Genomic DNA, 22,809 nt, shown 5'->3' with positions numbered 1-22,809 from the left:
TGGCCGCTAAGCCAATACCGCATGGGCTTGGCGTGTCAGGCGTCTACTGGCCCTGTACCAGTGTTCGGTGCCGGGCAGGGTGTTTGAACCCAGGCCCGTCGGATCTGTTTGAAGGGAATAATCTGTATGAATGACACAATCACACTAGCGAGCCGGTCGCTTGGGCAGGAGATCGAGGTGGCCAAGGCGCTTTTTGTCCAGCCGCCGACATTGCGGGAGGTGGCCTTGTCGGTCATCCAGGAGCATTTTTTTGGCCGTTGGAATCCGCGGCGCAATGCTTCGCACCTGTATGTCGGCAAACTGCAGTGGCTGGAGCGCGATGGAAAAAGGTTCTCTGGTGGCTATCGATACCGTGCGGTGATCGACCTTGTACTGGAGCATTTTACTACGGGGGCTGCGCCAGTCTTTACCGCCGAGCATGTGCTGGAGATCAAGCTCGACGGTTTGCCCGGTGACCGGCTGCTGGTTGATGCCGCGACCACCCAGGCTACGCTCGGGTCGTGGGGAGATATCCTGCTGAAACTCTATCAACAGGCATTGGTCGACTACTGGAACGCGGAGGATGCGCAAGGTGGCAGCCGCTTTGCTCGTCTTGGCGGCCTACTGGTGCGCATCTTGTCAACTGATCGTGAACGGCATAGGGCCTTTCTGTCGATCAATCTGGAAAGGCCCGAGCAGCAACTCGCCCTTTATGGCGTACAGGCGGTGAGCAAGGATACGTGGGGCGGCGCCTATCCTGAAGCCCTGCCGGTGCTGGTGGCCCGTCGCAGGGAGCGGGGAGTCGAGCAGAACCCGCTGGTGCTCAGTCTGTCCAAAGGCCTCTTCAGGGCCGACACCGCCGATCTTGGACAACTGGTGCCCTTGTTCATGAGTGTCCTGGCCAATGGCCGGGATATCGAGTACCGCGAGCATCTGTTGTGGCAGCAGGGCGATCCGGATATACAACTGGAGCAGGCCTTCGCCAGCCTTGCCGAAACCTTGCTGGAAAACCAGCTCCAGGAGATTTCCCTGATCGGGGTCGACACCGAGTGGACGCTCGAGGACTACCAGTGCCGGCTTGATGCAATTACCCGCCCCGATACCTGGTTTTTCACCCCGGTGCCGGCAACGCCGCATGCGCTGGTTGAGTTGCCCGAAGAGCTGGCGGCGCTCAGCGACAGTTTGCCGCATTGGTTGCTGGGAGGCGCCAGTGAAGACATCGGCGCCTACCGCTCCCTGCTGGAAAAACTGGCCGATGTGCAGCGTGCGTCGGGCGGCAAGGCATTTCTTGATGGCGTGGGTGATCTGCCGGGCTTCGCCGTCAAGGCGTTGCTCAAGAAGATGGGGGAGGACCATCCGCAAACCGTCGATATCGCCAACCCCGATGATATTCGTTTGGAACTCGACAAAATCATTGCGGTGGCCGCTGCCGGGGGCGCGGGAGGGGCGTTGGGCACGGTGGAAAAGGTCCGGATGAGCCTGACGGAGTTTGCCCTGGAGAATCTTGGGGGCTTTCGGCATGCGAAGATGAAGATCGTTATCCGCCACTGTGGTGTGGAAAAACCGCTGCCCGAATGGCTGACCCCAGACTACGTCAAGGGTCTGGTTACTTTTGTCGATATCGGCCGAACCTACCTGGACGCGCTCAAGGCGCAGCTTATCGATAATGTCGGCGAGGCGCGGCGTCGGGAGAGCCTGTTCAGTGAGCAACTGCGGGTGCAATTGCCGATGGCGGCGCTAGAGCTGAAGATTCGTGGTGAAGCGAACTTCGACGAAACGGGATACCGCTATGTCGAAGCGATGGTGCAGCCCGAAGCGGCGCGGCGCCAAGTGAACGGCCAGGAGATTGTCCTGCGCGCCCTGGCCTTCAAGGCCGAAACCGATGCGATGGCGGATGTCGTGGCGTCCATGTTCATTATCGGCCCGCGAGACACTCGCCATGGCCCGTTCATTCTCTATCGCCCCCTGCTTGCCAAGGCTGGCCCACAGGCTTCGGTCTTTCAGCAATTCCAGTCGGCACCGGACAAAAGTTTCTGTCCTCACGACAACGACGCCCGCCCCACGCCTCCCGTCGAACCGCTCCTGCAATACCCGACGTGGGCGGCGCTGCTTGAGGCGTTTCGCCAACCCGGTGCATTACAGGACAGCGTTCTGACCTGGTTAAGCGATCAGGCCCGGCGCACTTATGCCAACGGCGGCTTTATCGAGCCCCATCTGCGGCGTTCTTTCGAGGATGATTTTGCCGTGCTATTGCCGGTGGCGCCAGCCACGCTCGATGACGCAGTGGTCCAGGGCGACTACCTGCATCACCTGTTCGGCTCGATGGCCAGGACGTTGATCGCCCTGGCGGACCGGCAATCGGTGTCCAATGCCGAGTTGCGCTGGAATACCCTGAAGGAGGGCGGTTGGCAACTGTTCAACGTGGTGTTGATGTTTATTCGCGGCCCGGCGGCGGTGGCCGGCTGGATTTTCGCGGTGGTCGCCAGTGTCGATGCCGACTTTCGGCGAATGGAGGAAAAAGACGCTGGGGCCAAGGCCAGTGCCTGGGCCGATGTTCTGGTGAATATTGCCTTTATTCTCGGGCATCGCTTGACTCGACAGCAGGCACACGCCAAGACACCGCTGCAGATCCCGATAGATGAAGGGTATCGCCCGGCGCACCGGGCGACGATCAGCGAAGGGCCGGACAGGCCGCTGCCGATGAAGCTGGATAACCCCGTGGCGCCCGGCACCGTCTCCTCGCGTCCGAGTGTCAGTTCGTTCACCTTGAAGATTTATCCACATCCCTTGCCAGAGCCGCAGACTCTGGGGGAAGTCATCGCGTCCGGCGATCTGAAGGGGCTGATCCGGTTGAAGGACTCGAACCGGCTGGCGGCCTACTTCGGCGGATGGCTGTTTGCGGTGAAGACAGATAGCGAGGGCAATGTTCGTGTGGTTACGCCGGATGGTCGCAGCGAAGGGTTTTATCTGAAAAGCGATGGCGCAGGGAAATGGACGCCGGACTTGAAGCTGCGTCTGCGCGGCGGATCGGGGCGTCCGGGATCGAACATCGGGAAAAGAAGAGCGGCCCTGCTTGAGGAGAAACGCCGGGAGCAGGAACAACGGGAGCTGGTCAGTACGCGCTTCATGGATGGGTGGAATCTACGCGTGACGGAGCAGGGGCAGCGTGCACAAGCGCTGTTTCCCGAAGTGGATGCCTTGAGGACGATGGAGGGCAATCCCGATCGTTATACCGATCAGCAGTGGTTCGCCCGGATGAATCAGCTTGGCGATCGGGTGAAAGTCTTTCTTGACGGCTACGAGCAACAGATCAACATGCTGCGGATGAACGAGACGTTATTCATGCGGGGATACAAGGGGATACTCTTTAGCACCTTGCATCAGTTCGTCATAGGGATGCAGATTACCCTGGACGGGATAAGGATCGTCGAACTTCGTTACCAGCGGATGATTGAGCGCTTGCCCTATGAGGATGAGGCAGGCCGGGTCTTGCCGGAAAGGCAACAGGTGGAACAACGGGAGAACCGCGTTGCGGACTTGTATATCGACTGGGCGGAACGAGAGGAACAGGCGTTTACCGAACTGAGCCGTCATCGCAACCAGAATCTGACGGATTACCAGGCCATTCGCGATATCAGGAACCGGGGGGACAGGGGCCGGAGTAAGGGGAGCATGGTGCGTGGATTGAAAGCCATCAGGGCCTGTCGGCTCGGGCTGTATTGCTTTAGGGAGCTGGATCCGCGGCAGCTCGAGAGCGATATCTGGATGAAGTTCGACGATCTGCGCAGTGCCTTGGCCTCCCAATCCATTCTGGAGGAGCGACCCGCTTCACCCTTGTCCGCCGAGGCAGATATAGACGTACTCAACACCTGTGTGAGTCAATATAACGAAGCGCTGGCCATGCTCGAGTACAAGATCGGGTTGTTGCCGCAAGGGGGCAGTCTGGTCTGGGGCGATCTGTTTGTCCGGCGCCTGGTCGAGTTGCAACAGGAGGCCGAGCGCAGCCTGATCGGACGTATCGAGGCGCAGGCCCCGGCGCAGGACGAGCCTGAGGTGCCGCCGGAACAACCCGCCAAGATCCGGAAAGTCATCCGCACCCGTCGCAGGAAAAACTATCTCGGCTATGTTCGAGACACGCCCCAGGATGGCCATGAGGTCGTTGAGTTGATGGATCCCCAGACCGGTAGACCGATCGATTCCTTTGTCGAAGAAGAGGACGGTTATTGGCAGCCGTTGCCCAAGCCGGCAACCCCCCCCGTGGCCAGGCCACAGCCGGGCCTCAAGCGTCTGGTGCAGATGGCTGAGAGCCAGATCCGCCAGGCCGGTCGGGAAGTCGAGACAGCCAAGCGACAGATCCCCGCCGCCAAGGACCCGGTCTATCTACAGGATGTGCTCGAAGCACGGGCACGGGGGCTGGAGGCGCTGGCTGGGCAAATCGACCGTGCGCTGGCCGAATCGAGCAGTTCCGCGACGCAAAGCGAAGTCTCCGCCGGTAAGGTTCAGGCCGCGCAGCTACGTCTCCAGGCAGGCACGGTCAGACATGAGGGATTGCTGGCACGAATTGCCGTGACCAAGTCGAGTGCGCCGGACACCGAACGGCTGTTGTTTCTCAAGGAGCGCAACGAGGTCGAGATCTTTCGCAACGGGCCGCGTACAAAACTCGGCAAAGAGGATTTCCTTCAGGAGTATGTGGTGCGTGACAAGGCGGCCGGCAAGAATCTTTGGGTGGCGCATTTCCATTATCCCGATAAAGCCACCCCGGAGGAGTTGTTCGTGATGCGCGGCGCCTTGGACAAGGACGGCAAGCCGCAATCTCATGGCGCCCATCTGAAGCGCTGGGCCGAGCGTTTTCTCGGGATCAAGGCGCAGGCCCGGGCCGAGCAGGAGCGCTTTGAACGCATCCGCCAAGGTCAACCGGGGCGAGCCTTGGAGATGTTTCGGATCTGGCGTAGCGAGATCAGCCTGAACATGGCACGCCAGCTGTTTTTCAATGCCCCGGAACGCGACGGCGTGGTACTCGAACAACTGCGCCGGCTTTAGATCATCCGGGCCGGGACGCGGGTTGCCTACTCGGCGCTGTGCCGGTCTTGCCGGCCCACGCTGTCGATACCCTCATGAGAGGTCCTTGTCCTTGCCGCTATTGCGCACCATGCGCCTGTCGATCGCCGGTTGCCGGCGCTTGGACAGGAGCGGCGGCGGCCAAAGCCCGGCCATGGACAGGGCCGGGAGGCTGATTTCCGGCGGGTGTTTAGGGAGCTTCTCGCAAATATAGCTGGCGGCCTGATCGGCCGGCCAGTTCAGAGGCATGGGGAAATCATTCTTGCGTGTCAGCGGCGTGTCGACGAAGCCAGGGCCGACAAGGGTGACGTCGATACCTTGGCAGGCCGGGTCGATACGCAGGGATTCGAACAGGTGGCGCATACCGGCTTTCGAGGCGCCTTGGGCTTCGGCGCAGGGTAGCGGCAGGAAGGTCACGGCGCTGGCGATCCTCACCAGGTGTGGTTTGATCCCGCCTCTGAGCAGTGGCAGCGCGATCTCGATGCAGTAGCTACTGGCAAGCAGGTTGGTGCGCACCACCTGTTCGACGACCGAGGCATCGAACGCTTGGGCCTCGACATATTCACAAGTGCCGGCGTTGATAATCACCGTGTCGAGACTGCCCCAAACCTGCTTGATACACTCGCCGATCTCGCGTACCTGTTGGCTGTCTGTCAGGTCACCGGGCACCACAAACACTTGGCCAGGATAACGCTCGTCAAGGGCTTTCAGCGCTTGGGCATCACGGGCGCTGACGGCCAGTTGGACGCCGCTCTTGAGCAGCACTTCGGTCATGGCGGCGCCAATCCCAGCGCTGGCACCTGCTAGCCAGATCCGGCGTGCTGGCGGCTGGGGGCCACATTCGACGTGGGTTGGCGAGTCCTGGGCAGTGCAGCGTGCGGCGAAAGGGTGCGGGAAGTCACTCATTTATACCTCCGGCATCCAGCCGCGATGACAGGTTCTTGAAGGCAGCCAGGGCACGTGCGCGACTTTTTGCCAGGTCGACGATCGGCCGTGGATAGTCAGCGACACCGAAAAGGCCGTCGAGGGCCGGCGGGCTGTGCACTTGCTTTTTGTTCAGCCCCGCCAGTTCCGGCAGCCAGTGCTTGATAAATAAGCCTTCGCTGTCGAATTTCTCCGACTGGCTGACCGGATTGAAGATCCGAAAATAGGGCGCCGAATCGGTGCCGGTGGACGAGCTCCACTGCCAGCCGCCGTTGTTGGCCGCCAGGTCCCCATCGATCAGGTGGCGCATAAAAAAACGCTCGCCTTCGCGCCAGTCGATCAACAGGTTCTTGGTCAGGAACATCGCCACCACCATGCGCAGGCGGTTGTGCATCCAGCCGGTCTCGAGCAGTTGGCGCATGGCTGCGTCGATGATCGGCAGGCCGGTACGCGCCTGTTGCCAGGCCGCCAGATCCTGCGGCGCATCGCGCCAGGCCACGGCTTCGGTTTCCGGGCGAAAAGCGCGGTGACGCGAGACCCGCGGATAGCCGACCAGAATATGTTTGTAGAATTCGCGCCAGAGTAGCTCGTTGATCCAAGTGACGACGCCGACATTGCCACTGTCGAATTCGCCCTGATTATTGCGTAGCGCGACGTGTAGGCACTGGCGAGGGGAAATCACGCCAGCGGCGAGGTAGGCGGATAGCTGGCTGGTGGCCGGTTTGGCCGGAAAATCCCGCTCACTCTGGTAATGCTCGATCTGCTGGTCGGCAAAGCTGTCCAGGCGCCGCCGGGCCTCGGCTTCTCCCGCAGGCCAGAGGTCACGCAGGGCTTGGGTCGGTGTGGGGAAACCCTCGACTTCGACAGGAATCGGGTCGCTGCCCACGCTCAGCGGCAACTGTGCTCCGGGGGCCTCGACCATTGCCGGCAATGCACCGTGAAGGCGGCTGTAACAAACCTTGCGGAACTGGCTGAAGATTTGGAAATAGCTGCCGGTGAGGGTCAGCACGCTACCGGGTTTGAAGAGTAATTGATCGAGATAACGGTGGCAGCTAATGCCTTGGGCTTCGACGGCCTTGGCCACGGCCCGGTCGCGGCGACTTTCGTGCACGCCGTATTCTTCGTTGAGATGCAGGGCTTCGACTCTCAGGTCCTGGCACAGCTTGAGCAGGACCGAGGGAACCTGGTCCCACGTGTCGGCATGGCGAATCAGCAGGGGAATATTTAGTGTGGCCAGCACTTGGCTCAGCTCCTGCAGGTTGCGCAACCAGAAGTCGACCTTGCACGGGGCGTCGTCGTGGGCTTGCCATTGTGCGGGCGTCAGCAGATACACCGCGACCATGGGGCCGCGCCGGGCGGCGGCGGTCAGGGCTGTGTTGTCATGTAGGCGCAAGTCGGTGCGCAGCCAAAGCAATTGCATAGTCATTCCACAGGCCGCTAGAGCAATCCGAGCCGAGCCAGGCTCTGGTGGGCCGCCAACGGGTCTTCGGCCAGGCTGACGTCAGGGTTCTCGTCGATATATACCGACAGCTCGGCAAAGTGGATACGCACCGTGGCGCCGACGATCAGTTTGGGGGGAACAATACGGCTCAGCAGCCTGGGCAAATGGGTCAAATTCATCGCCTTGCTGGAGTAAAGGACCACGGCCCGCGCCTTCAGGTGCTCGACGGCTAGCGCCAGTTCGCCGGGCGGCAGGGGCCAATCGAAAACTTCTACCGGGCAGTCGGCGCTGCTGGCCAGCCAGGCGGTCAGCCACAAGCGCGGTTCCAGCGGCAGGTCTGACTGGTTGACCAGCAACAGCGGCGCGCCCTTGAGCTGGCGATTGTTGTGATAGATCCGTGCGCCGAGCTTGCTGCGTAGCCAGGAGTAGAAAAAGCTTCGCTCCATCTGCTCGCCGAACTGGCCCTGCCAGCGTTGTTCGAGCTCTGCCAGCAGAGGGATCAGTAGCTGTTCGCATACCGTGCGGGGCGGGTATAGCGACATCGCCTGGTTGAAGCTTTCATCGAGCTGACGCTCTTGCAGCCGGGTAATGGCTTGGATCAAGTTGTGGTGCAACCGATGCCAGTGGTTTTCCGGGTCGACGGCGAATGGCTGCGGGGCATCGAGCAACTGTTTGAGCTGGCGAATGGCTACTCCACGATTCAACCAGGTGAGAATCGTCTGGATGCGTTGTATATGTTCGGCGCAAAACAGCCTGTGGCCCTTGGGCGTGCGGTGCGGCACGATCAGTCCGTAACGCCGTTCCCAGGCCCGCAGGGTGACGGCGTTGACGCCGGTCTGCCGGGCTACTTCGCGGATCGGCAACCAGCCGGCGACCAGAGCGCTGGCGTAGTCGGGGTTGGATTTGTCGTCTTCGGCGGTGAGCATGGTCAGATCACGTCCCGCAGGCTGAGGTGTTCCGGGTAGGGTTGCAGGTAGACCTGCAAGGCTACATAGGGATCAGGGTGTTGGCCAAAGTGCTGTTTGAGCAGGGTCAGCGGCACCCTCAACGGTACGATACCGAGGCGGTACTGGCCGATGAGTTGCTGCATGTGTTGTTTGTCTTCGGTGTTGAGGGAATGCCTCAAGTAGCCGCTGAGGTGTTGCAGGACATTGGTATGGGTGCGGCGGGTCGCGCATTGTTTCAAGGCGGCCATCAGCTGGCTGAAGTAGCGCGGACCGATCTCGTTCGGGTCTGACTTGCCCATGCTGCCTAGCAGGCGGCCCAGCACCTTGTACTGCAGCGGGTTATGGGCCATCAACAGGTACTTGTAGCGCGAGTGAAAGTCAGTCAGGCCGCGGCGGCTCAAGCCGCTGGCACGCAACTCCTGCCAGGCGGCGTAGGCGAAGACCCGGGTCAGGAAGTTGTCCCGCAACACCGGATCGGTCAGGCAGCCCTCTTCCCACTGTCGCCACTCCTTGTGTCCACTGGAGTTGCGCACCTCGACGCCCGTCGCGCAGGCGCTGATGGCGATCTTCGGTGGGTGGGCGGCGGCGGTAGTCACGGGCATTGGCGAACCTCGTAAATTTAATTGTACAAGATTTTGATTTTGTACAAGTAAATTTCATCATAGGTTCTATCGTGCGCAAGTCAAATATTTTGTATAGAGCGGTTGTGGTCGGCTATTTTGCGCCCATCTGTCCGCTTGCAGCTCGGGTTCCGGCACGGTGCCGATTTCGTCGCCGAGCAGGCGGGTGCCCAGGAAGTTTTTCACGATTTGCGAACGAACTACTGTCCCGTTCGGCTGCAGCATGCAGGAGGGGATCCGGTTCACGCCAGATGTTCCAGTAGCCGGCGGGCGGCTTCCTGGCCGCTGAGCCAGGCCCCTTCGACGCGACCGGACAGGCACCAGTCACCGCATACATACAGACCCAGGTCGGCATCGGCCAAGGCACCCCATTCGTGGGCGCCGGCTGGCCGGGCATAGAGCCAGCGGTGAGCGAGGGTGAAGGTCGGTGGTGGCATGGTGATATGCAGCAGCTCGGCGAACGCTCCGTGCAAGTGTTCGATCACGGCTTCCTTGGACAGGTCCAGGTGTTGTTTGCTCCAGTGGCTGGTGGCATGCAGGATCCAGGTGTCGAGCTGGTCGTTGCGTCCCGGCTTGCTGCGGTTGCGGGCCAGCCAGGCGAGCGGGCTGTCTTGCACGAAGCAACCTTCCATCGGCGTATCCAGCGGGGTCGCGAACGCCAGGGCAATGGCCCAGGTCGGCTCCATCTGCACCCCGGCGGCGGCACTGGCGAGTTTCGGCGCAGCCGCCAGCAAGGTGGTCGCTTGGGGGGCCGGCGTGGCAATGATGGCGTGGCTGAATGGGCCGTGGGTGAGGCCTTCGGCATCCTGTAAGTGCCAGTGCTGCTCGCCGCGGAATACTTCGGTGATGCGACAGTTGAAGTGGGTCTGCAGGTCCCCCAGCAGGCCACGGGTGATGGCGCTCATACGCGGGGTACCCACCCAGCGGATCTGCTCGTCCGGCGACACGTTCAACTGGCCGTTCTGCCAGGTGTAGAGCGTCGGGTCCCATTCGGCGACCCAGCCCTGGCTCTGCCAGCGTTGTACTTCGTTGACGAAACGCCGATCGCGGGCGGTGAAATACTGTGCACCCAGGTCCAGTGCCCCGGCATCGCTGCGTTTGCTCGACATGCGCCCGCCGCTACCGCGGCTCTTATCGAACAGTTCGATAGCGTGTCCGGCATCCTGCAATGCGCGGGCGGCTGAGAGTCCGGCGATACCGGCACCAATTATTGCGATAGGTAAAGTCATAGGGGCCTCGTTACCTGTCTGCACAGACTACGCCGTCGGTAAAACCTGTACAATATTGTTTTTAGGTATAAGTCGCGATCTTCTCATTGTCTGAAGCTGTCCTATTGTTAAACAGTCGAGAAGAAAAGAGCCCTGTTTATAAAAATAGACTAACGCTCACGGCAAAACGCTACGCGAGGACACTTTCATGCACATATTGCTGACGGGCGGTACTGGTTTGATCGGGCGCCAGTTGTGCAAGCACTGGTCGGCACAGGGGCACCGCTTGACGGTCTGGAGCCGCCGACCCGGGGAAGTGGCCCGTTTGTGCGGGGCGCAGGTGCGTGGCGTGCAACATCTGGAGGATCTGGCCGGTGAGCCGCTGGATGCGGTGATCAACCTCGCCGGTGCGCCGATTGGCGACCGGCCCTGGACTCGCAAACGCAAGTCATTGCTGTGGAGCAGCCGGATCCAGTTGACCGAAACGCTGCTCGTCTGGCTCGAAGGGCGTGAGCAACGCCCGAGCGTGCTGATCTCCGGGTCGGCGGTGGGCTGGTATGGCGATGGTGGTGAGCGTGAGCTGACGGAAGATTCGCCACCGGTCAGCGAAGATTTTGCCAGCCAATTATGTATCGCCTGGGAAGAAACCGCACAGTGCGCGCAGGCCTTGGGCATTCGTGTGGTGTGGATACGAACCGGTCTGGTGCTCGCGGCTGAGGGCGGTTTTTTGTCGCGCCTGTTGCTACCGTTCAAGCTTTGCCTGGGCGGCCCGATCGGTAACGGTCGGCAGTGGATGTCATGGATTCATCTACAGGATCAAATTGCCCTGATTGATTTTCTTCTGCATCGCGGCGACGCCGCCGGTCCTTATAATGCCTGCGCGCCTAAACCGGTGCGCAATCAGGCGTTCGCGCAGGCCTTGGGCAAGGTCTTGCATCGCCCGGCGCTGATGCCTCTGCCAGCTTTCGTGTTGCGTCTGGGCTTGGGTGAGTTATCGCTGCTGCTGCTCGGTGGCCAACGCGCCCTGCCGACCCGATTGCTGGCGGCGGGATTTGTTTTTCGGTTCAACGATTTGCCTGCGGCCCTCGACGACCTGTCGAGCCGCCTCTGAAATAGGACGTTGCATGACTGATCACGCCTTGCTTCTGGTCAACCTGGGGTCGCCAGCTTCTACTTCGGTCGCGGACGTGCGCGGCTACCTCAATCAATTCCTGATGGATCCCTATGTGATTGACCTACCGTGGCCGCTTCGGCGCTTGCTGGTGTCGCTGATCCTGATCAAGCGCCCCGAGCAGTCGGCCCATGCCTATGCCTCGATCTGGTGGGAGGAGGGTTCGCCACTGATAGTGCTCAGCCGTCGCCTACAGCAGCAGATGATTTCGAGGTGGACTCAAGGCCCGGTGGAGTTGGCAATGCGTTACGGCGAGCCGTCGATTGAGACGGTACTGACCCGGCTGGCGGCTCAGGGCATCCACCAGGTGACATTGGCACCGCTGTATCCGCAATTTGCCGACAGCACTGTGACCACGGTCATCGAGGAGGCCCGGCGGGTAGTCAGGGACAAACGGTTGGAGGTGCGGTTTTCCATTCTGCGACCGTTCTATGATCAGCCGGAATATCTCGACGCCCTGGTGACCAGTGCCCGACCGCATCTGGAGCAGGGTTTCGATCATTTGCTGCTGAGCTTTCACGGCTTGCCGGAAAGCCATCTGAAGAAGCTCAATCCCGGCCACAGCTTTGCAGGCGGTGGTGATTGCTGTGCGGGTGCGCCACCGCAGGTTGTGGCCACCTGTTATCGCGGCCAATGCCTACGCACGGCGGCAGCGTTTGCCGAGCGCATGGGCTTGGCGGACGGGCAGTGGTCGGTGTCGTTCCAGTCCCGGCTGGGCCGGGCGAAGTGGATCGAACCCTATACTGAAGCGCGATTGGATGAATTGGCCCAGGCCGGCGTGAAGAAGCTGCTGGTGATGTGCCCGGCGTTTGTCGCCGATTGCATCGAGACGCTGGAGGAGATCGGCGATCGCGGGCGCGAGCAATTTATCGCGGCGGGGGGCGAGGCGTTGGTGCTGGTTCCGTGCCTGAACGATGAACCACAGTGGGCGGCGGCGCTGAACGCCCTGTGTCAGCGGGCGCCGTTGGCATTATAGGGGATGGGGTCTGCTCCCATGGTCCGCGTGGGTCTGACTACAACGGCTCGTGCGCCTTCTTCTGCCTCCAGTTGTCATTGCCTGGCAGCAACAGATTCAGCGCAATCGCCACCACGGCACACAGCGCGATGCCCTTGAGGCCGAAGTCGTCCGGTCCGGTGCCGGTGCCCACCAGCACGCCGCCGATGCCAAACACCAGGGTTACCGAAACAATGACCAGATTGCGTGCTTCGCCCAGATCGATCTGGTGGCGGATCAGGGTGTTCATTCCCACTGCGGCAATCGAGCCGAACAGCAGGCAAAGAATTCCACCCATCACCGGCACCGGAATGCTTTGCAGCAGTGCGCCGAACTTGCCGATAAATGCCAGGCTGATGGCGAAAATCGCTGCCCAAGTCATGATTTTCGGGTTGTAGTTTTTGGTCAGCATCACCGCGCCGGTCACTTCGGCATAGGTGGTGTTAGGAGGGCCGCCGAACAGGCCGGCTGCCGTAGTGGCGATCCCATCACCTAACAGGGTGCGATGTAGTCCCGGTTTCTTCAGGTAGTCGCGACCGGTCACGCTGCCCACCGCGATCACCCCGCCGATATGCTCGATGGCCGGGGCCAGCGCTACCGGTACAATGAACAGGATCGCCTGCCAGTTGAATTCCGGTGCGGTGAAGTGCGGCAGGGCGAACCAAGGCGCGGTGGCGATTTTCGCGGTATCGACCACGCCGAAGTAGAACGACATGGCAAACCCCACCAGGACCCCGGAAATGATCGGCACCAGACGGAAGATGCCTTTGCCGAACACCGCCACGATCAGCGTGGTCAGCAGCGCCGGCATCGAGATCATCATCGCGGTCTGGTAATGGATCAGCTCGGCGCCGTCGCCGGCCTTGCCCATCGCCATGTTCGCGGCAATCGGCGCCATGGCCAGGCCGATGGAAATGATCACCGGGCCGATCACCACCGGTGGCAGCAGTCGGTCGATAAAACCGCTGCCCTTGATCTTCACCGCCAGGCCGAGGAAGGTGTAGACGAAACCGGCCGCCATCACCCCGCCCATGGTCGCCGCGAGGCCGAATTGGCCCTTGGCGAGGATGATCGGGGTGATAAAGGCGAAGCTCGAAGCGAGGAATACCGGTACCTGACGCCCGGTAACCAGTTGGAACAGCAGGGTCCCCAGGCCCGCCGTGAACAGCGCGACGTTCGGGTCGAGGCCGGTGATCAGTGGCATCAACACCAGGGCGCCAAAAGCGACGAAGAGCATTTGTGCGCCGGACAGTACCGTGCGCCACAGCGGGTCGTTGAACTCCTCCTGCATGTCAGGCGTCCTTCTGCTTAGTGCCGAAGATCTTGTCACCGGCATCGCCCAGGCCGGGGATGATGTAGCCGTGCTCGTTGAGTTGCCGATCAATGGAGGCAGTGTAGATGGTCACGTCCGGGTGGGCTTTCTCGACCACCGCGATGCCTTCGGGGGCCGCCACCAGGACCATCGCACGGATGTCCTTGCAACCGGCTTTCTTCAGTAGGTCGATGGTGGCAACCATCGACCCACCGGTGGCGAGCATCGGATCGATGATCATCGCCAGGCGCTCGTCGATTTCCGGGACCAGTTTTTCCAGGTAGGTGTGGGCTTCGAGGGTTTGCTCGTTGCGGGCCACGCCCACGGCGCTGACCTTGGCGCCTGGAATCAGGCTGAGCACACCTTCGAGCATGCCGATGCCGGCGCGTAGGATCGGTACCACGGTAATTTTCTTGCCGGCGATTTTCTCGACTTGCACGGTGCCACACCAGCCTTCGATATCATAAGTTTCGAGGGGCAGGTCCTTGGTCGCCTCATAGGTCAGCAATGCGCCGACTTCCTGGGCGAGCTCACGGAAGTTCTTCGTGCTAATGTCAGCGCGGCGCATAAGGCCGAGCTTGTGACGGATCAGCGGATGGCGGATCTCACGGGTGGGCATGGGGAAAGGCTCCGGCGGCGGGCAAAAAAAACGGCCTAGATTAATCTATCCGAGGTAGATGTCCTATAGACGCGTAGTACGTGGGTGGTCTGTACGGTGAGTTCGTGAGTTCAAGTTCGCAGGCCACTCAGCTCAACGGTAGCGGCTCGTCAAGTTTGCGCTAGTTCAGAAACGCTTGATCTGGCCTTTCGGGGTGCGTACCTTTGCCGACTTTTCCCGCACCCCCTTATGGAGAGCGCCATGTCCGCCGATCTCGAACATATCCGTCAAGTCATGCGCGAAGCCGACTGCCTGTACACCAATGATGAAGTCGAAGCGGCCATCGCCCGGGTCGGCGCACAGATCAATGCCGAACTGGCCGAGCGCAACCCGGTGGTGTTTTGCGTGATGAACGGCGGCCTGATCTTCTCCGGCAAATTGCTCACCTACCTCGATTTCCCGCTGGAAGCGTCTTACCTGCACGCGACCCGCTATCGCAACGAAACCAGCGGCGGCGAGCTATTCTGGAAAGCCAAGCCGGAAATCTCGTTCATTGACCGCGACGTGCTGATCATCGATGACATCCTCGACGAAGGTCACACCCTTGGGGCGATTATCGACTTCTGCAAGCACGCCGGTGCCCGTCAGGTGCATACGGCCGTGTTGATCGACAAGGATCATGACCGCAAGGCCCGCGCGGACCTGAAGGCTGATTATGTCGGCCTACTGTGCATCGACCGTTATATCTTCGGCTACGGCATGGACTACAAGGGCTACTGGCGTAACGCCGCCGGCATCTTTGCTGTCAAGGGCATGTAAACCATGACCGCGCCGAGCTTTCTCGACCAAGCGTTGTTTGCCGACCTGGCCGGCAGGGCCGCGACCAGTGCGCGCGGGCGAGCGCACCACAACTTTCATCAGATGGATGAACCGTGCCATCGTCTGGCGGTCGGCTTGCAACCGAACACTTATATTCCACCTCATCGGCACCTCAGTGCGGACAAGGCAGAAACCCTGTTGGTGCTCAAGGGAGCTCTGGGTCTGTTGGTGTTCGATGAGGCCGGCGCGCTGCTGGACAAGCGGGTGTTGCGGGCCGGTGGCGATTGCCCTGGCGTGGATCTCCCTGCGGGGATGTTCCATGGCCTGGTGGTCCTGGAAATCGACAGCGTGATGTTCGAGTGCAAGGCAGGCCCTTATCGCCCGGTAGCCGATGGCGAGCGGGCGGCCTGGGCGCCGCGTGAAGGCGAGGCGGGTGTCGGCGCCTACCAAGCCTGGATGCGCGCGCAGTTCGATTGAGCGCCAGAAGGACGCTTGCCGTATCATTCGCATCATTGTTTACCTGACGACAGGCAACGGGTTCCCAAGGCATGCTGGCCATCTTTCTCGCTACATTGAGCATCACCGCGCCCGTCTTCGCCATGTTGTTCCTGGGCGTGGCGCTCAAGCGCATCGGCTGGATCAACGACAGCTTCATCCATATGGCTTCGGCACTGGTGTTCAACGTCAACATGCCAGCGTTGCTGTTTCTCGGAATCCTCCACGCCGACCTGCATTCAGCCTGGCAACCTGCGGTACTGGGGTATTTCGCGGTTGCCACGCTGGCAGGGTTCGCCGCTGCCTGGGGCTGGGCGATCTGGCGTTGCCCAAAGGAAGATCGCGGGATCTACACTCAGGGCGCCTTTCGCGGCAACAACGGGGTGATCGGTCTGGCCCTGGCGGCCAGCCTGTATGGCAACTACGGCATTTCCCTCGGAGCGATCCTCGCGGCGCTAGTGATCCTGTTCTACAACACCCTGTCGACCATTGTCCTGGCGGTCTACAGCCCGGTGATCAAATCCGACCCCTGGAGCATCTGCAAAAGCGTATTCAGCAATCCGCTGATCATCAGTGTGATTGCCGCGGTGCCCTTTGCTTATTTTCAGATCGGCCTGCCCAGATGGTTGGAGACTTCCGGCAATTACCTGGCGCAGATGACTCTGCCGCTGGCATTGATCTGCATCGGCGGTACCCTGTCCCTGGCGGCATTGCGTAAAAGCGGTGATATGGCGCTGAGTGCGAGCCTGCTGAAAATGGTCAGCCTGCCGATCATTGCAACCTTGGGTGCCTGGCTCTATGGGTTTCGCGGCGCGGAACTGGGGATTCTGTTTCTCTACTTCGGCAGCCCGACAGCGGCGGCCAGTTTTGTCATGGCCAGGGCGGCCAATGGCAATCACGAGCTGGCGGCGGCGATTATTGTGATCACCACCCTGATGGCGGCGATCACGACCAATATCGGCATCTTCGTGTTGCAGTGGGGGGGTTGGATCTAGCGCTATGATCTGCCAGCGCCTTGGCTCCTAGGCGTGTTGGCGACGCCAGGCTCTCAATGTGCTGAACAGCAGATACGCCAACAACACCGGCAGAATGAAAAACAGCATCAGGTGCTCCAGTCGCTGGGCCATTGGCATACCGGTGGTAAACCATATCACGTGCAGCCCATAAGCCAGGTACAGGCCGAGAAACAGTAGGCCCTCGGCGCGAGTGATGCGATAGCCGGAGTAGAACACCGGCCAGCACAACGCCGCAACACCGAGCATAATCGGTAGGTCGAACGACAATGCGTTGGGCGATACCGATAGCGGCGCCGGGGCGATCAGCGCGGTGACGCCCAGTACCCCCAGCAGGTTGAACAGGTTGGCGCCGATGACATTGCCCACGGCGATACCCTGCTGGCCACGGAACGCGGCGATCAACGAGGTCGCCAATTGCGGCAGCGAAGTGCCGACAGCGACCACGGTCAGGCCGATGATGCGCTCGGACAAGCCCAGCTCGGTGGCGACTTCCACCGCCGCATCCAGGAGCAAGTGACCGGCCAGCGCCAGCAGTCCCAAGCCCAGCAGTATCCGGATCACACAGCTGATCCACGGTGCGTGCTGGCGTTGATGGCCGTGCTCGGGCGGATGATGGGCATGTTGGCGGGATGGCGAAGTGCGCAGCAGTAGTCCCAGGTAAAGGACGAAAATCAGCAGCATCAGCGCGCCGTCCAAACGGCTTAGCTCCTCGTTGAAGGCCAGGCCGAAGACCAGTAGGCTGGCGACGATCATCAGCGGAATATCCAGGCGTATTAACTGGCGCGAGACCCGCAAAGGAATGATCAACGCCGAGAGGCCGAGGGTCACCAGGGTGTTGAAGATATTGCCACCGATCACGCTGCCGACCGCGATATCGGCGTTTTCATACAGGGCCGCCTGCAGGCTGACGGCCATCTGCGGCGCGCTGCTGCCGAAGGCGACGATGGTCAGGCCGATCAGCAACGGACGTACCCGCAGACTGGCCGCCAGGCGCACGGCGGCGCGCACCAACAGTTCGGCGCCGACAATTAGCAGCAACAAGCCGCCGAGCAGTTGGATCAGGCTCAATAGCGGCAGGGCGGTCAATCCGAAAATGATGCAACTCCCAAAGTCAGTCGTTGAGGCTTTGCACGCGTACACGCGCGGTGCCGCTTTGCAGCATACCCAACTGTTTGGCCGCTTCCTGTGAAAGATCGATCAGGCGCCCGCGGGTATGAGGCCCGCGGTCGTTGATACGCACCACGACGCTGCGGTCATTGGCGAGGTTAGTGACTTTTACCTGGGTACCGAAGGGCAGTTGGCGGTGGGCGGCAGTCAGGCTGTGCTGATCGAACGGCTCGCCGCTGGCGGTGCGCTTACCGTGGTGGCGGGCACCATAGTAGGACGCCACGCCGGTTTCGTCGTAGCCACGCGGGTCGATGTCGTGGGTGGCACAACCGGCCAGCAGGGTGAGGAGGGTGCAGGCGCCGAGCAGGCGTTTCATTGGATATCCTCGGTGGTACGGCGATAGAACAAGGGTGGCGAGGGGTTTGCCCCGTTCGGCTGCGAAGCCGTCGTAAAACCAGGTGCCTCGTTCTGTCTGAGGCACCGAGATTATTGGTTTTAGGGCCGCTTCGCGTCCCGGTGGCGCACTGTCCACAAAGGTGGTGCCAGCCCGCCTGAGCGCTATCAGCCTTCGAGTTTGCTTTTCAGCAGCTCGTTGACCTGTTGCGGGTTGGCCTTGCCCTTGGAGGCTTTCATCGCCTGGCCGACAAAGAAGCCGAACATTTTGCCGCGCTTGGCTTCATCCGCCGCACGGTATTGCTCGACCTGCTCGGCATTGGCCGCGAGGACTTCGTCCAGGACCTTCTCGATGGCACCGCTGTCGGTCACCTGCTTCAGGCCACGAGCCTCGATCACCTGATCCGCGTTGCCTTCGCCGTTAGCCATGGCTTCGAAAACGGTCTTGGCGATCTTGCCGGAGATGGTGTTGTCCCTGATCCGCAACAACATCCCGCCCAGTTGCTCGGCAGTTACCGGCGCCTGGTCGATTTCTACGCCCAGCTTATTTAGCAGGCTGCCCAGCTCGACCATGACCCAGTTGGCCGCCAGCTTGGCGTCGCCGCCAATGCTCGCGACCTGCTCGAAGTACTGCGCCTGTTCGCGACTTGAGGCCAGTACGCTAGCGTCATACAGCGACAGACCGTACTGGGACTGGAAGCGCTCGCGTTTCTGTGGCGGCAGCTCCGGCAGGCTGGTACGGACTTCATCAAGGAACGAATCTTCGATGACCACAGGCAACAGGTCGGGATCGGGGAAGTAACGGTAGTCGTTGGCTTCCTCCTTGCTGCGCATGGCGCGGGTCTCGTCCTTGTTCGGATCGTACAGGCGGGTTTGCTGGATGATTTTGCCGCCGTCTTCGATCAGCTCGATTTGCCGTTGGACTTCGGTGTTGATCGCTTTCTCGATGAAGCGGAACGAGTTGACGTTCTTGATTTCGCAGCGGGTGCCGAACTCGACCTGACCCTTGGGCCGTACCGACACGTTGCAGTCGCAACGCAGCGAACCTTCGGCCATGTTGCCGTCGCAGATGCCCAGGTAGCGCACCAGCGCATGGATCGCCTTGACGTAGGCCACGGCTTCCTTGGCGCTGCGCATATCCGGCTCGGAGACGATTTCCAGCAGCGGCGTGCCTGCACGGTTCAGATCCACACCGGTGAAACCGTTGAAGGCGTCGTGCAGGCTCTTTCCGGCATCTTCTTCCAGATGCGCGCGGGTGATCCCGACACGCTTGACCGTACCGTCTTCCAGGGTGATATCGAGGTGGCCCTTGCCGACGATCGGCAGCTCCATCTGGCTGATCTGGTAACCCTTGGGCAGGTCCGGGTAGAAGTAGTTCTTGCGGGCGAACACGTTGTGCTGGCCGATCTCGGCGTCGATCGCCAGGCCGAATTTCACGGCCATGCGCACGGCTTCTTCGTTCAGTACCGGCAGCACCCCCGGCATGCCCAGGTCAACCAGGCTGGCCTGGGTATTGGGCTCGGAGCCGAAGGTGGTCGAACTGCCGGAGAAAATCTTCGATTGGGTGGCGAGCTGGGTATGAATCTCCAGCCCGATCACGACTTCCCATTGCATGTGTTTCTCCTCAGAAGCCTTCAGGTGTGCGGGTGTGCCAGTCAGTATTGAGCTGATACTGGTGCGCCACGTTGAGCAGACGGCTCTCCTGGAAATAGGGGGCCAGCAATTGCACGCCGACCGGCAAGCCGTCGACGAAGCCCGCAGGCATGGACAAGCCCGGCAGGCCCGCGAGGTTGGCGGTGATGGTGTAGAAGTCTTCCAGATATTCGGCGACCGGATCGTTGTTCTTGGCACCGATCTTCCACGCCGGATTGGGCGTGGTCGGGCCGAGAATGATGTCGACGTCGTTGAAGGCGCTCATGAAGTCGTTCTTGATCAGGCGACGGATCTTCTGCGCTTTGAGGTAGTAAGCGTCGTAGTAGCCGGCTGAAAGCGCGTAGGCACCGACCATGATCCGGCGCTGCACTTCGCTGCCGAAACCTTCGCCACGGGAGCGTTTGTACAGGTCTTGGAGGTCTATCGGGTTTGCGCAGCGATGGCCGAAACGCACGCCGTCGAAACGCGACAGGTTGGACGAGGCCTCGGCTGGAGCGATCACGTAGTAGGCCGCAATGGCGTGCTGGTTGTTTGGCAGGCTGATGTCCTTGATCACCGCGCCAAGCTTCTCCAACGCCTTGAGGCTGTTGTGTACCCGTTCGGCGATGCGCGGGTCGAGACCGGCGCTGAAGTATTCCTTCGGTACCCCGATGCGCAGTCCCTGGATCGAGTCATTCAGGCCTGCGCTGTAGTCCGGCACCGGTTCATCGATGCTGGTGGAGTCCTGTGGGTCGAACCCCGCCATGCCTTGCAGCAGCAGCGCGCAGTCTTCGGCGGTGCGGGCCAGGGGGCCACCCTGATCGAGGCTGGAGGCGTAGGCGATCATGCCCCAGCGCGAAACGCGCCCGTAGGTCGGTTTCAGTCCGGTGAGGTTGGTGAACGCCGCCGGCTGGCGGATCGAGCCCCCGGTGTCGGTCGCGGTGGCGGCCGGTAACAGGCGTGCCGCCACGGCGGCTGCCGAACCGCCGGATGAACCGCCCGGCACGTGTTCCAGGTTCCACGGGTTCTTGACCTTGCCGTAGTAGCTCGACTCGTTGGCCGAACCCATGGCGAATTCGTCCATGTTGGTCTTGCCCAGCGTCACGGCGCCGGCAGCCGCCAGTCTGGTCACCACGGTGGCGTCGTAGGGCGCCTTGAAGTTGTCGAGCATCTTCGAGCCGCAGCTGGTACGCACGCCCTGGGTGCAGAACAGGTCCTTGTGGGCGATCGGCGCGCCGAGCAGGGCACCGTTCTCGCCAGTGGCCCGCCGTGCGTCGGCGGCCTTGGCCTGTTGTAGCGCCAGCTCTTCGGTGAGGCTGATAAAACTGTTGATCTTCGGATCGAGCTGGGCGATGCGCGTCAGCAGGGTCCGGGTCAGCTCTTCGGCGGAAAACTTCTTGTCGGCGAGTCCGCGGGCGATCTCGGCCAGAGTCAATTGATGCATTGCAGGCTCTTTCCCTTTAGTCGATGACTTTCGGAACCAGGTACAGGCCGTTTTCGACCGCTGGTGCGATGGACTGATAGGCCTCGCGATTATTTCGCTCGGTGACGGCGTCTGCGCGCAGGCGTTGGCTCGCTTCCAGGGGGTGGGCAAGGGGTTCGATACCATCGGTATCGACAGCCTGCATCTGGTCGACCAGACCCAGAATGCTGTTCAGGGCTTCGGTAGTCTGTGGAAGATCGGCTTCAACCAGGCCCAGGCGGGCCAGATGAGCGATTTTTTCCACATCGGAGCGGTCAAGCGCCATGGGAATCTCCAGTGGAAAATAAAATGGAAGCTGTCTGTGTTAGATTAGCGGAACACTACCGCATTTTTGCGGTCACATGGCCGCGATTGTATGGAATGGTGCTCAGAAAAACGCCTAATTTAGCATATTGGCGCCTTGCCCAAAATCCCCGTCGTTGTTAGAGTTTGCCGCACTTTTTTACCCACGCGTTGCCCAGAGTCCCTTTCCAATGTTCAAGAAACTGCGTGGCATGTTTTCCAGCGATCTCTCCATCGACCTGGGCACAGCCAACACTCTTATTTACGTGCGCGAGCGCGGTATCGTTCTGAATGAGCCATCGGTTGTTGCGATTCGCACCCATGGTAACCAGAAAAGTGTCGTTGCCGTCGGTACTGAAGCTAAACGTATGCTCGGTCGTACACCGGGCAACATTGCTGCCATTCGTCCGATGAAGGACGGTGTGATCGCCGACTTCAGCGTTTGCGAAAAGATGCTGCAATACTTTATCAACAAGGTTCACGAAAACAGCTTTCTACAGCCCAGTCCTCGTGTACTGATCTGTGTGCCGTGCAAGTCGACCCAGGTCGAACGTCGCGCCATTCGTGAGTCGGCCCTGGGGGCTGGCGCCCGCGAAGTGTTCCTGATCGAAGAGCCGATGGCCGCCGCGATCGGTGCCGGCCTGCCGGTTGAAGAAGCGCGTGGCTCGATGGTCGTCGATATCGGTGGCGGTACCACCGAAATCGCGCTGATTTCGCTGAACGGCGTGGTCTACGCCGAATCGGTACGGGTTGGCGGCGACCGCTTCGACGAAGCGATCATCACTTATGTGCGCCGCAACTACGGCAGCCTGATCGGTGAATCGACTGCCGAGCGCATCAAACAGGAAATTGGTACGGCCTACCCAGGCGGCGAAGTCCGTGAAGTCGATGTGCGTGGCCGTAACCTGGCCGAAGGCGTACCGCGTGCCTTTACCTTGAACTCCAACGAAGTGCTGGAAGCCCTGCAGGAGTCTCTGGCAACCATCGTCCAGGCGGTGAAGAGCGCCCTGGAGCAGTCGCCTCCGGAGCTGGCTTCGGACATCGCCGAGCGCGGCCTGGTGCTCACCGGTGGTGGCGCCCTGCTGCGTGACCTCGACAAACTGCTGGCCCAGGAAACCGGTCTGCCGGTGATCGTTGCCGAAGATCCGCTGACCTGTGTTGCCCGTGGCGGAGGCCGTGCCCTGGAAATGATGGATAAGCACACCATGGATCTGCTTTCCAGCGAGTGAGTTCGCTGGCAGGCATCTATGATGTTCCGTTCACGGGCAGCACTTTGCAGTGCTGCCTGTTGCGTTTATCTTCTGTCAATCTTCATCCAGGCCGGTTTGAT

Annotated in this window: 18 protein-coding genes and 1 pseudogene; 7 read left to right on the top strand and 12 right to left on the bottom strand. The window is 60.9% G+C overall.

The features are described from left to right. Nucleotides 1-126 precede the first annotated feature (126 nt). Nucleotides 127-5,019, top strand: coding sequence for a dermonecrotic toxin domain-containing protein (locus BMX68_RS01415; RefSeq protein ID WP_143063215.1), 4,893 nt, complete (start codon nucleotides 127-129; stop codon nucleotides 5,017-5,019). Between the two features lie 72 nt (nucleotides 5,020-5,091). Here BMX68_RS01415 and BMX68_RS01410 read toward each other — a convergent pair whose 3' ends face one another. The 5 genes and pseudogenes from BMX68_RS01410 to BMX68_RS01390 all read right to left on the bottom strand — a co-directional run bounded on the left by BMX68_RS01410 (nucleotide 5,092) and on the right by BMX68_RS01390 (nucleotide 10,198). Continuing rightward, the gene (locus tag BMX68_RS01410) at nucleotides 5,092-5,943 is read right to left on the bottom strand and encodes an SDR family NAD(P)-dependent oxidoreductase (protein ID WP_017130633.1); all 852 of its coding nucleotides are present in this window, start codon (nucleotides 5,941-5,943) and stop codon (nucleotides 5,092-5,094) included. Continuing rightward, nucleotides 5,936-7,381 carry a deoxyribodipyrimidine photo-lyase gene (gene phrB, locus BMX68_RS01405; RefSeq protein ID WP_017130634.1) on the bottom strand — a complete coding sequence of 482 codons (1,446 nt, stop codon included), beginning with the start codon at nucleotides 7,379-7,381 and terminating at the stop codon, nucleotides 5,936-5,938. Before phrB ends, BMX68_RS01410 begins: the two co-directional genes overlap by 8 nt. A 17-nt stretch (nucleotides 7,382-7,398) precedes the next feature. Continuing rightward, nucleotides 7,399-8,328: a MerR family transcriptional regulator gene (locus BMX68_RS01400; protein WP_017130635.1), complete on the bottom strand. Its 930-nt coding sequence runs from the start codon at nucleotides 8,326-8,328 to the stop codon at nucleotides 7,399-7,401. 2 nt (nucleotides 8,329-8,330) lie between these two features. Then, a pseudogene (locus tag BMX68_RS01395) lies at nucleotides 8,331-8,843 on the bottom strand (YbgA family protein); the annotation flags it as partial. A gap of 368 nt (nucleotides 8,844-9,211) precedes the next feature. Beyond that, the gene (locus BMX68_RS01390) at nucleotides 9,212-10,198 is read right to left on the bottom strand and encodes an NAD(P)/FAD-dependent oxidoreductase (protein ID WP_017130638.1); all 987 of its coding nucleotides are present in this window, start codon (nucleotides 10,196-10,198) and stop codon (nucleotides 9,212-9,214) included. Nucleotides 10,199-10,385: 187 nt separating this feature from the next. Here BMX68_RS01390 and BMX68_RS01385 point away from each other — a divergent pair, with 187 nt between their 5' ends. Continuing rightward, the gene (locus BMX68_RS01385; RefSeq protein ID WP_017130639.1) at nucleotides 10,386-11,288 is read left to right on the top strand and encodes a TIGR01777 family oxidoreductase; all 903 of its coding nucleotides are present in this window, start codon (nucleotides 10,386-10,388) and stop codon (nucleotides 11,286-11,288) included. 13 nt (nucleotides 11,289-11,301) lie between these two features. Further along, on the top strand, nucleotides 11,302-12,324 hold the full coding sequence (gene hemH, locus BMX68_RS01380; protein WP_017130640.1) for a ferrochelatase: 1,023 nt from the start codon (nucleotides 11,302-11,304) through the stop codon (nucleotides 12,322-12,324). Nucleotides 12,325-12,361: 37 nt separating this feature from the next. On the opposite strand, the gene BMX68_RS01375 is transcribed toward hemH, so the two are convergent. Then, complete coding sequence (locus BMX68_RS01375) at nucleotides 12,362-13,633, bottom strand: uracil-xanthine permease family protein (RefSeq protein ID WP_017130641.1); 1,272 nt, start codon at nucleotides 13,631-13,633, stop codon at nucleotides 12,362-12,364. Nucleotide 13,634: 1 nt separating this feature from the next. After that, nucleotides 13,635-14,273, bottom strand: a complete 639-nt coding sequence (gene upp, locus BMX68_RS01370) for a uracil phosphoribosyltransferase (protein ID WP_017130642.1) — start codon at nucleotides 14,271-14,273, stop codon at nucleotides 13,635-13,637. Between the two features lie 240 nt (nucleotides 14,274-14,513). On the opposite strand from upp, the gene BMX68_RS01365 reads away from it, so the two are divergent. The 3 genes from BMX68_RS01365 to BMX68_RS01355 all read left to right on the top strand — a co-directional run bounded on the left by BMX68_RS01365 (nucleotide 14,514) and on the right by BMX68_RS01355 (nucleotide 16,561). Beyond that, nucleotides 14,514-15,071 carry a hypoxanthine-guanine phosphoribosyltransferase gene (locus BMX68_RS01365; protein WP_017130643.1) on the top strand — a complete coding sequence of 186 codons (558 nt, stop codon included), beginning with the start codon at nucleotides 14,514-14,516 and terminating at the stop codon, nucleotides 15,069-15,071. Between the two features lie 3 nt (nucleotides 15,072-15,074). Further along, nucleotides 15,075-15,548, top strand: coding sequence for a WbuC family cupin fold metalloprotein (locus BMX68_RS01360; protein ID WP_017130644.1), 474 nt, complete (start codon nucleotides 15,075-15,077; stop codon nucleotides 15,546-15,548). A gap of 71 nt (nucleotides 15,549-15,619) precedes the next feature. Further along, entirely contained in the window at nucleotides 15,620-16,561 is a 942-nt protein-coding gene (locus BMX68_RS01355; protein WP_017130645.1) for an AEC family transporter, read from the top strand. 27 nt (nucleotides 16,562-16,588) lie between these two features. Here the strand turns inward: BMX68_RS01355 and BMX68_RS01350 are convergent, their stop codons facing one another. The 5 genes from BMX68_RS01350 to gatC form a co-directional block, all read right to left on the bottom strand. After that, nucleotides 16,589-17,644 carry a calcium/sodium antiporter gene (locus BMX68_RS01350; protein WP_026013037.1) on the bottom strand — a complete coding sequence of 352 codons (1,056 nt, stop codon included), beginning with the start codon at nucleotides 17,642-17,644 and terminating at the stop codon, nucleotides 16,589-16,591. Nucleotides 17,645-17,693: 49 nt separating this feature from the next. After that, nucleotides 17,694-18,065 (bottom strand): septal ring lytic transglycosylase RlpA family protein, encoded by a 372-nt coding sequence (locus tag BMX68_RS01345; RefSeq protein ID WP_017130647.1) that lies wholly within the window; start codon nucleotides 18,063-18,065, stop codon nucleotides 17,694-17,696. Between the two features lie 185 nt (nucleotides 18,066-18,250). After that, nucleotides 18,251-19,696, bottom strand: coding sequence for an Asp-tRNA(Asn)/Glu-tRNA(Gln) amidotransferase subunit GatB (gatB, locus tag BMX68_RS01340; protein WP_017130648.1), 1,446 nt, complete (start codon nucleotides 19,694-19,696; stop codon nucleotides 18,251-18,253). Nucleotides 19,697-19,706: 10 nt separating this feature from the next. Next, entirely contained in the window at nucleotides 19,707-21,158 is a 1,452-nt protein-coding gene (gene gatA / locus BMX68_RS01335) for an Asp-tRNA(Asn)/Glu-tRNA(Gln) amidotransferase subunit GatA (RefSeq protein ID WP_074861784.1), read from the bottom strand. 16 nt (nucleotides 21,159-21,174) lie between these two features. Beyond that, on the bottom strand, nucleotides 21,175-21,462 hold the full coding sequence (gene gatC / locus BMX68_RS01330; RefSeq protein ID WP_017130649.1) for an Asp-tRNA(Asn)/Glu-tRNA(Gln) amidotransferase subunit GatC: 288 nt from the start codon (nucleotides 21,460-21,462) through the stop codon (nucleotides 21,175-21,177). Between the two features lie 208 nt (nucleotides 21,463-21,670). Here gatC and mreB point away from each other — a divergent pair, with 208 nt between their 5' ends. Beyond that, nucleotides 21,671-22,708, top strand: a complete 1,038-nt coding sequence (mreB, locus tag BMX68_RS01325) for a rod shape-determining protein MreB (RefSeq protein WP_002555108.1) — start codon at nucleotides 21,671-21,673, stop codon at nucleotides 22,706-22,708. Nucleotides 22,709-22,809 lie beyond the last annotated feature (101 nt).

The organism is Pseudomonas agarici (assembly GCF_900109755.1).
Taxonomy (GTDB): domain Bacteria; phylum Pseudomonadota; class Gammaproteobacteria; order Pseudomonadales; family Pseudomonadaceae; genus Aquipseudomonas; species Aquipseudomonas agarici.
The sequence above is the reverse complement of the archived record's forward strand: the minus strand, read 5'-3'. Positions and strand labels throughout refer to the sequence as shown.

Coding starts and splice junctions, on each gene's coding strand:
- BMX68_RS01415 (WP_143063215.1), top strand. CDS start 127: ATGAATGACACAATCACACTAGCGAGCCGGTCGCTTGGGCAGGAGATC.
- BMX68_RS01410 (WP_017130633.1), bottom strand. CDS start 5,943: ATGAGTGACTTCCCGCACCCTTTCGCCGCACGCTGCACTGCCCAGGAC.
- phrB (WP_017130634.1), bottom strand. CDS start 7,381: ATGCAATTGCTTTGGCTGCGCACCGACTTGCGCCTACATGACAACACA.
- BMX68_RS01400 (WP_017130635.1), bottom strand. CDS start 8,328: ATGCTCACCGCCGAAGACGACAAATCCAACCCCGACTACGCCAGCGCT.
- BMX68_RS01390 (WP_017130638.1), bottom strand. CDS start 10,198: ATGACTTTACCTATCGCAATAATTGGTGCCGGTATCGCCGGACTCTCA.
- BMX68_RS01385 (WP_017130639.1), top strand. CDS start 10,386: ATGCACATATTGCTGACGGGCGGTACTGGTTTGATCGGGCGCCAGTTG.
- hemH (WP_017130640.1), top strand. CDS start 11,302: ATGACTGATCACGCCTTGCTTCTGGTCAACCTGGGGTCGCCAGCTTCT.
- BMX68_RS01375 (WP_017130641.1), bottom strand. CDS start 13,633: ATGCAGGAGGAGTTCAACGACCCGCTGTGGCGCACGGTACTGTCCGGC.
- upp (WP_017130642.1), bottom strand. CDS start 14,273: ATGCCCACCCGTGAGATCCGCCATCCGCTGATCCGTCACAAGCTCGGC.
- BMX68_RS01365 (WP_017130643.1), top strand. CDS start 14,514: ATGTCCGCCGATCTCGAACATATCCGTCAAGTCATGCGCGAAGCCGAC.
- BMX68_RS01360 (WP_017130644.1), top strand. CDS start 15,075: ATGACCGCGCCGAGCTTTCTCGACCAAGCGTTGTTTGCCGACCTGGCC.
- BMX68_RS01355 (WP_017130645.1), top strand. CDS start 15,620: ATGCTGGCCATCTTTCTCGCTACATTGAGCATCACCGCGCCCGTCTTC.
- BMX68_RS01345 (WP_017130647.1), bottom strand. CDS start 18,065: ATGAAACGCCTGCTCGGCGCCTGCACCCTCCTCACCCTGCTGGCCGGT.
- gatB (WP_017130648.1), bottom strand. CDS start 19,696: ATGCAATGGGAAGTCGTGATCGGGCTGGAGATTCATACCCAGCTCGCC.
- gatA (WP_074861784.1), bottom strand. CDS start 21,158: ATGCATCAATTGACTCTGGCCGAGATCGCCCGCGGACTCGCCGACAAG.
- gatC (WP_017130649.1), bottom strand. CDS start 21,462: ATGGCGCTTGACCGCTCCGATGTGGAAAAAATCGCTCATCTGGCCCGC.
- mreB (WP_002555108.1), top strand. CDS start 21,671: ATGTTCAAGAAACTGCGTGGCATGTTTTCCAGCGATCTCTCCATCGAC.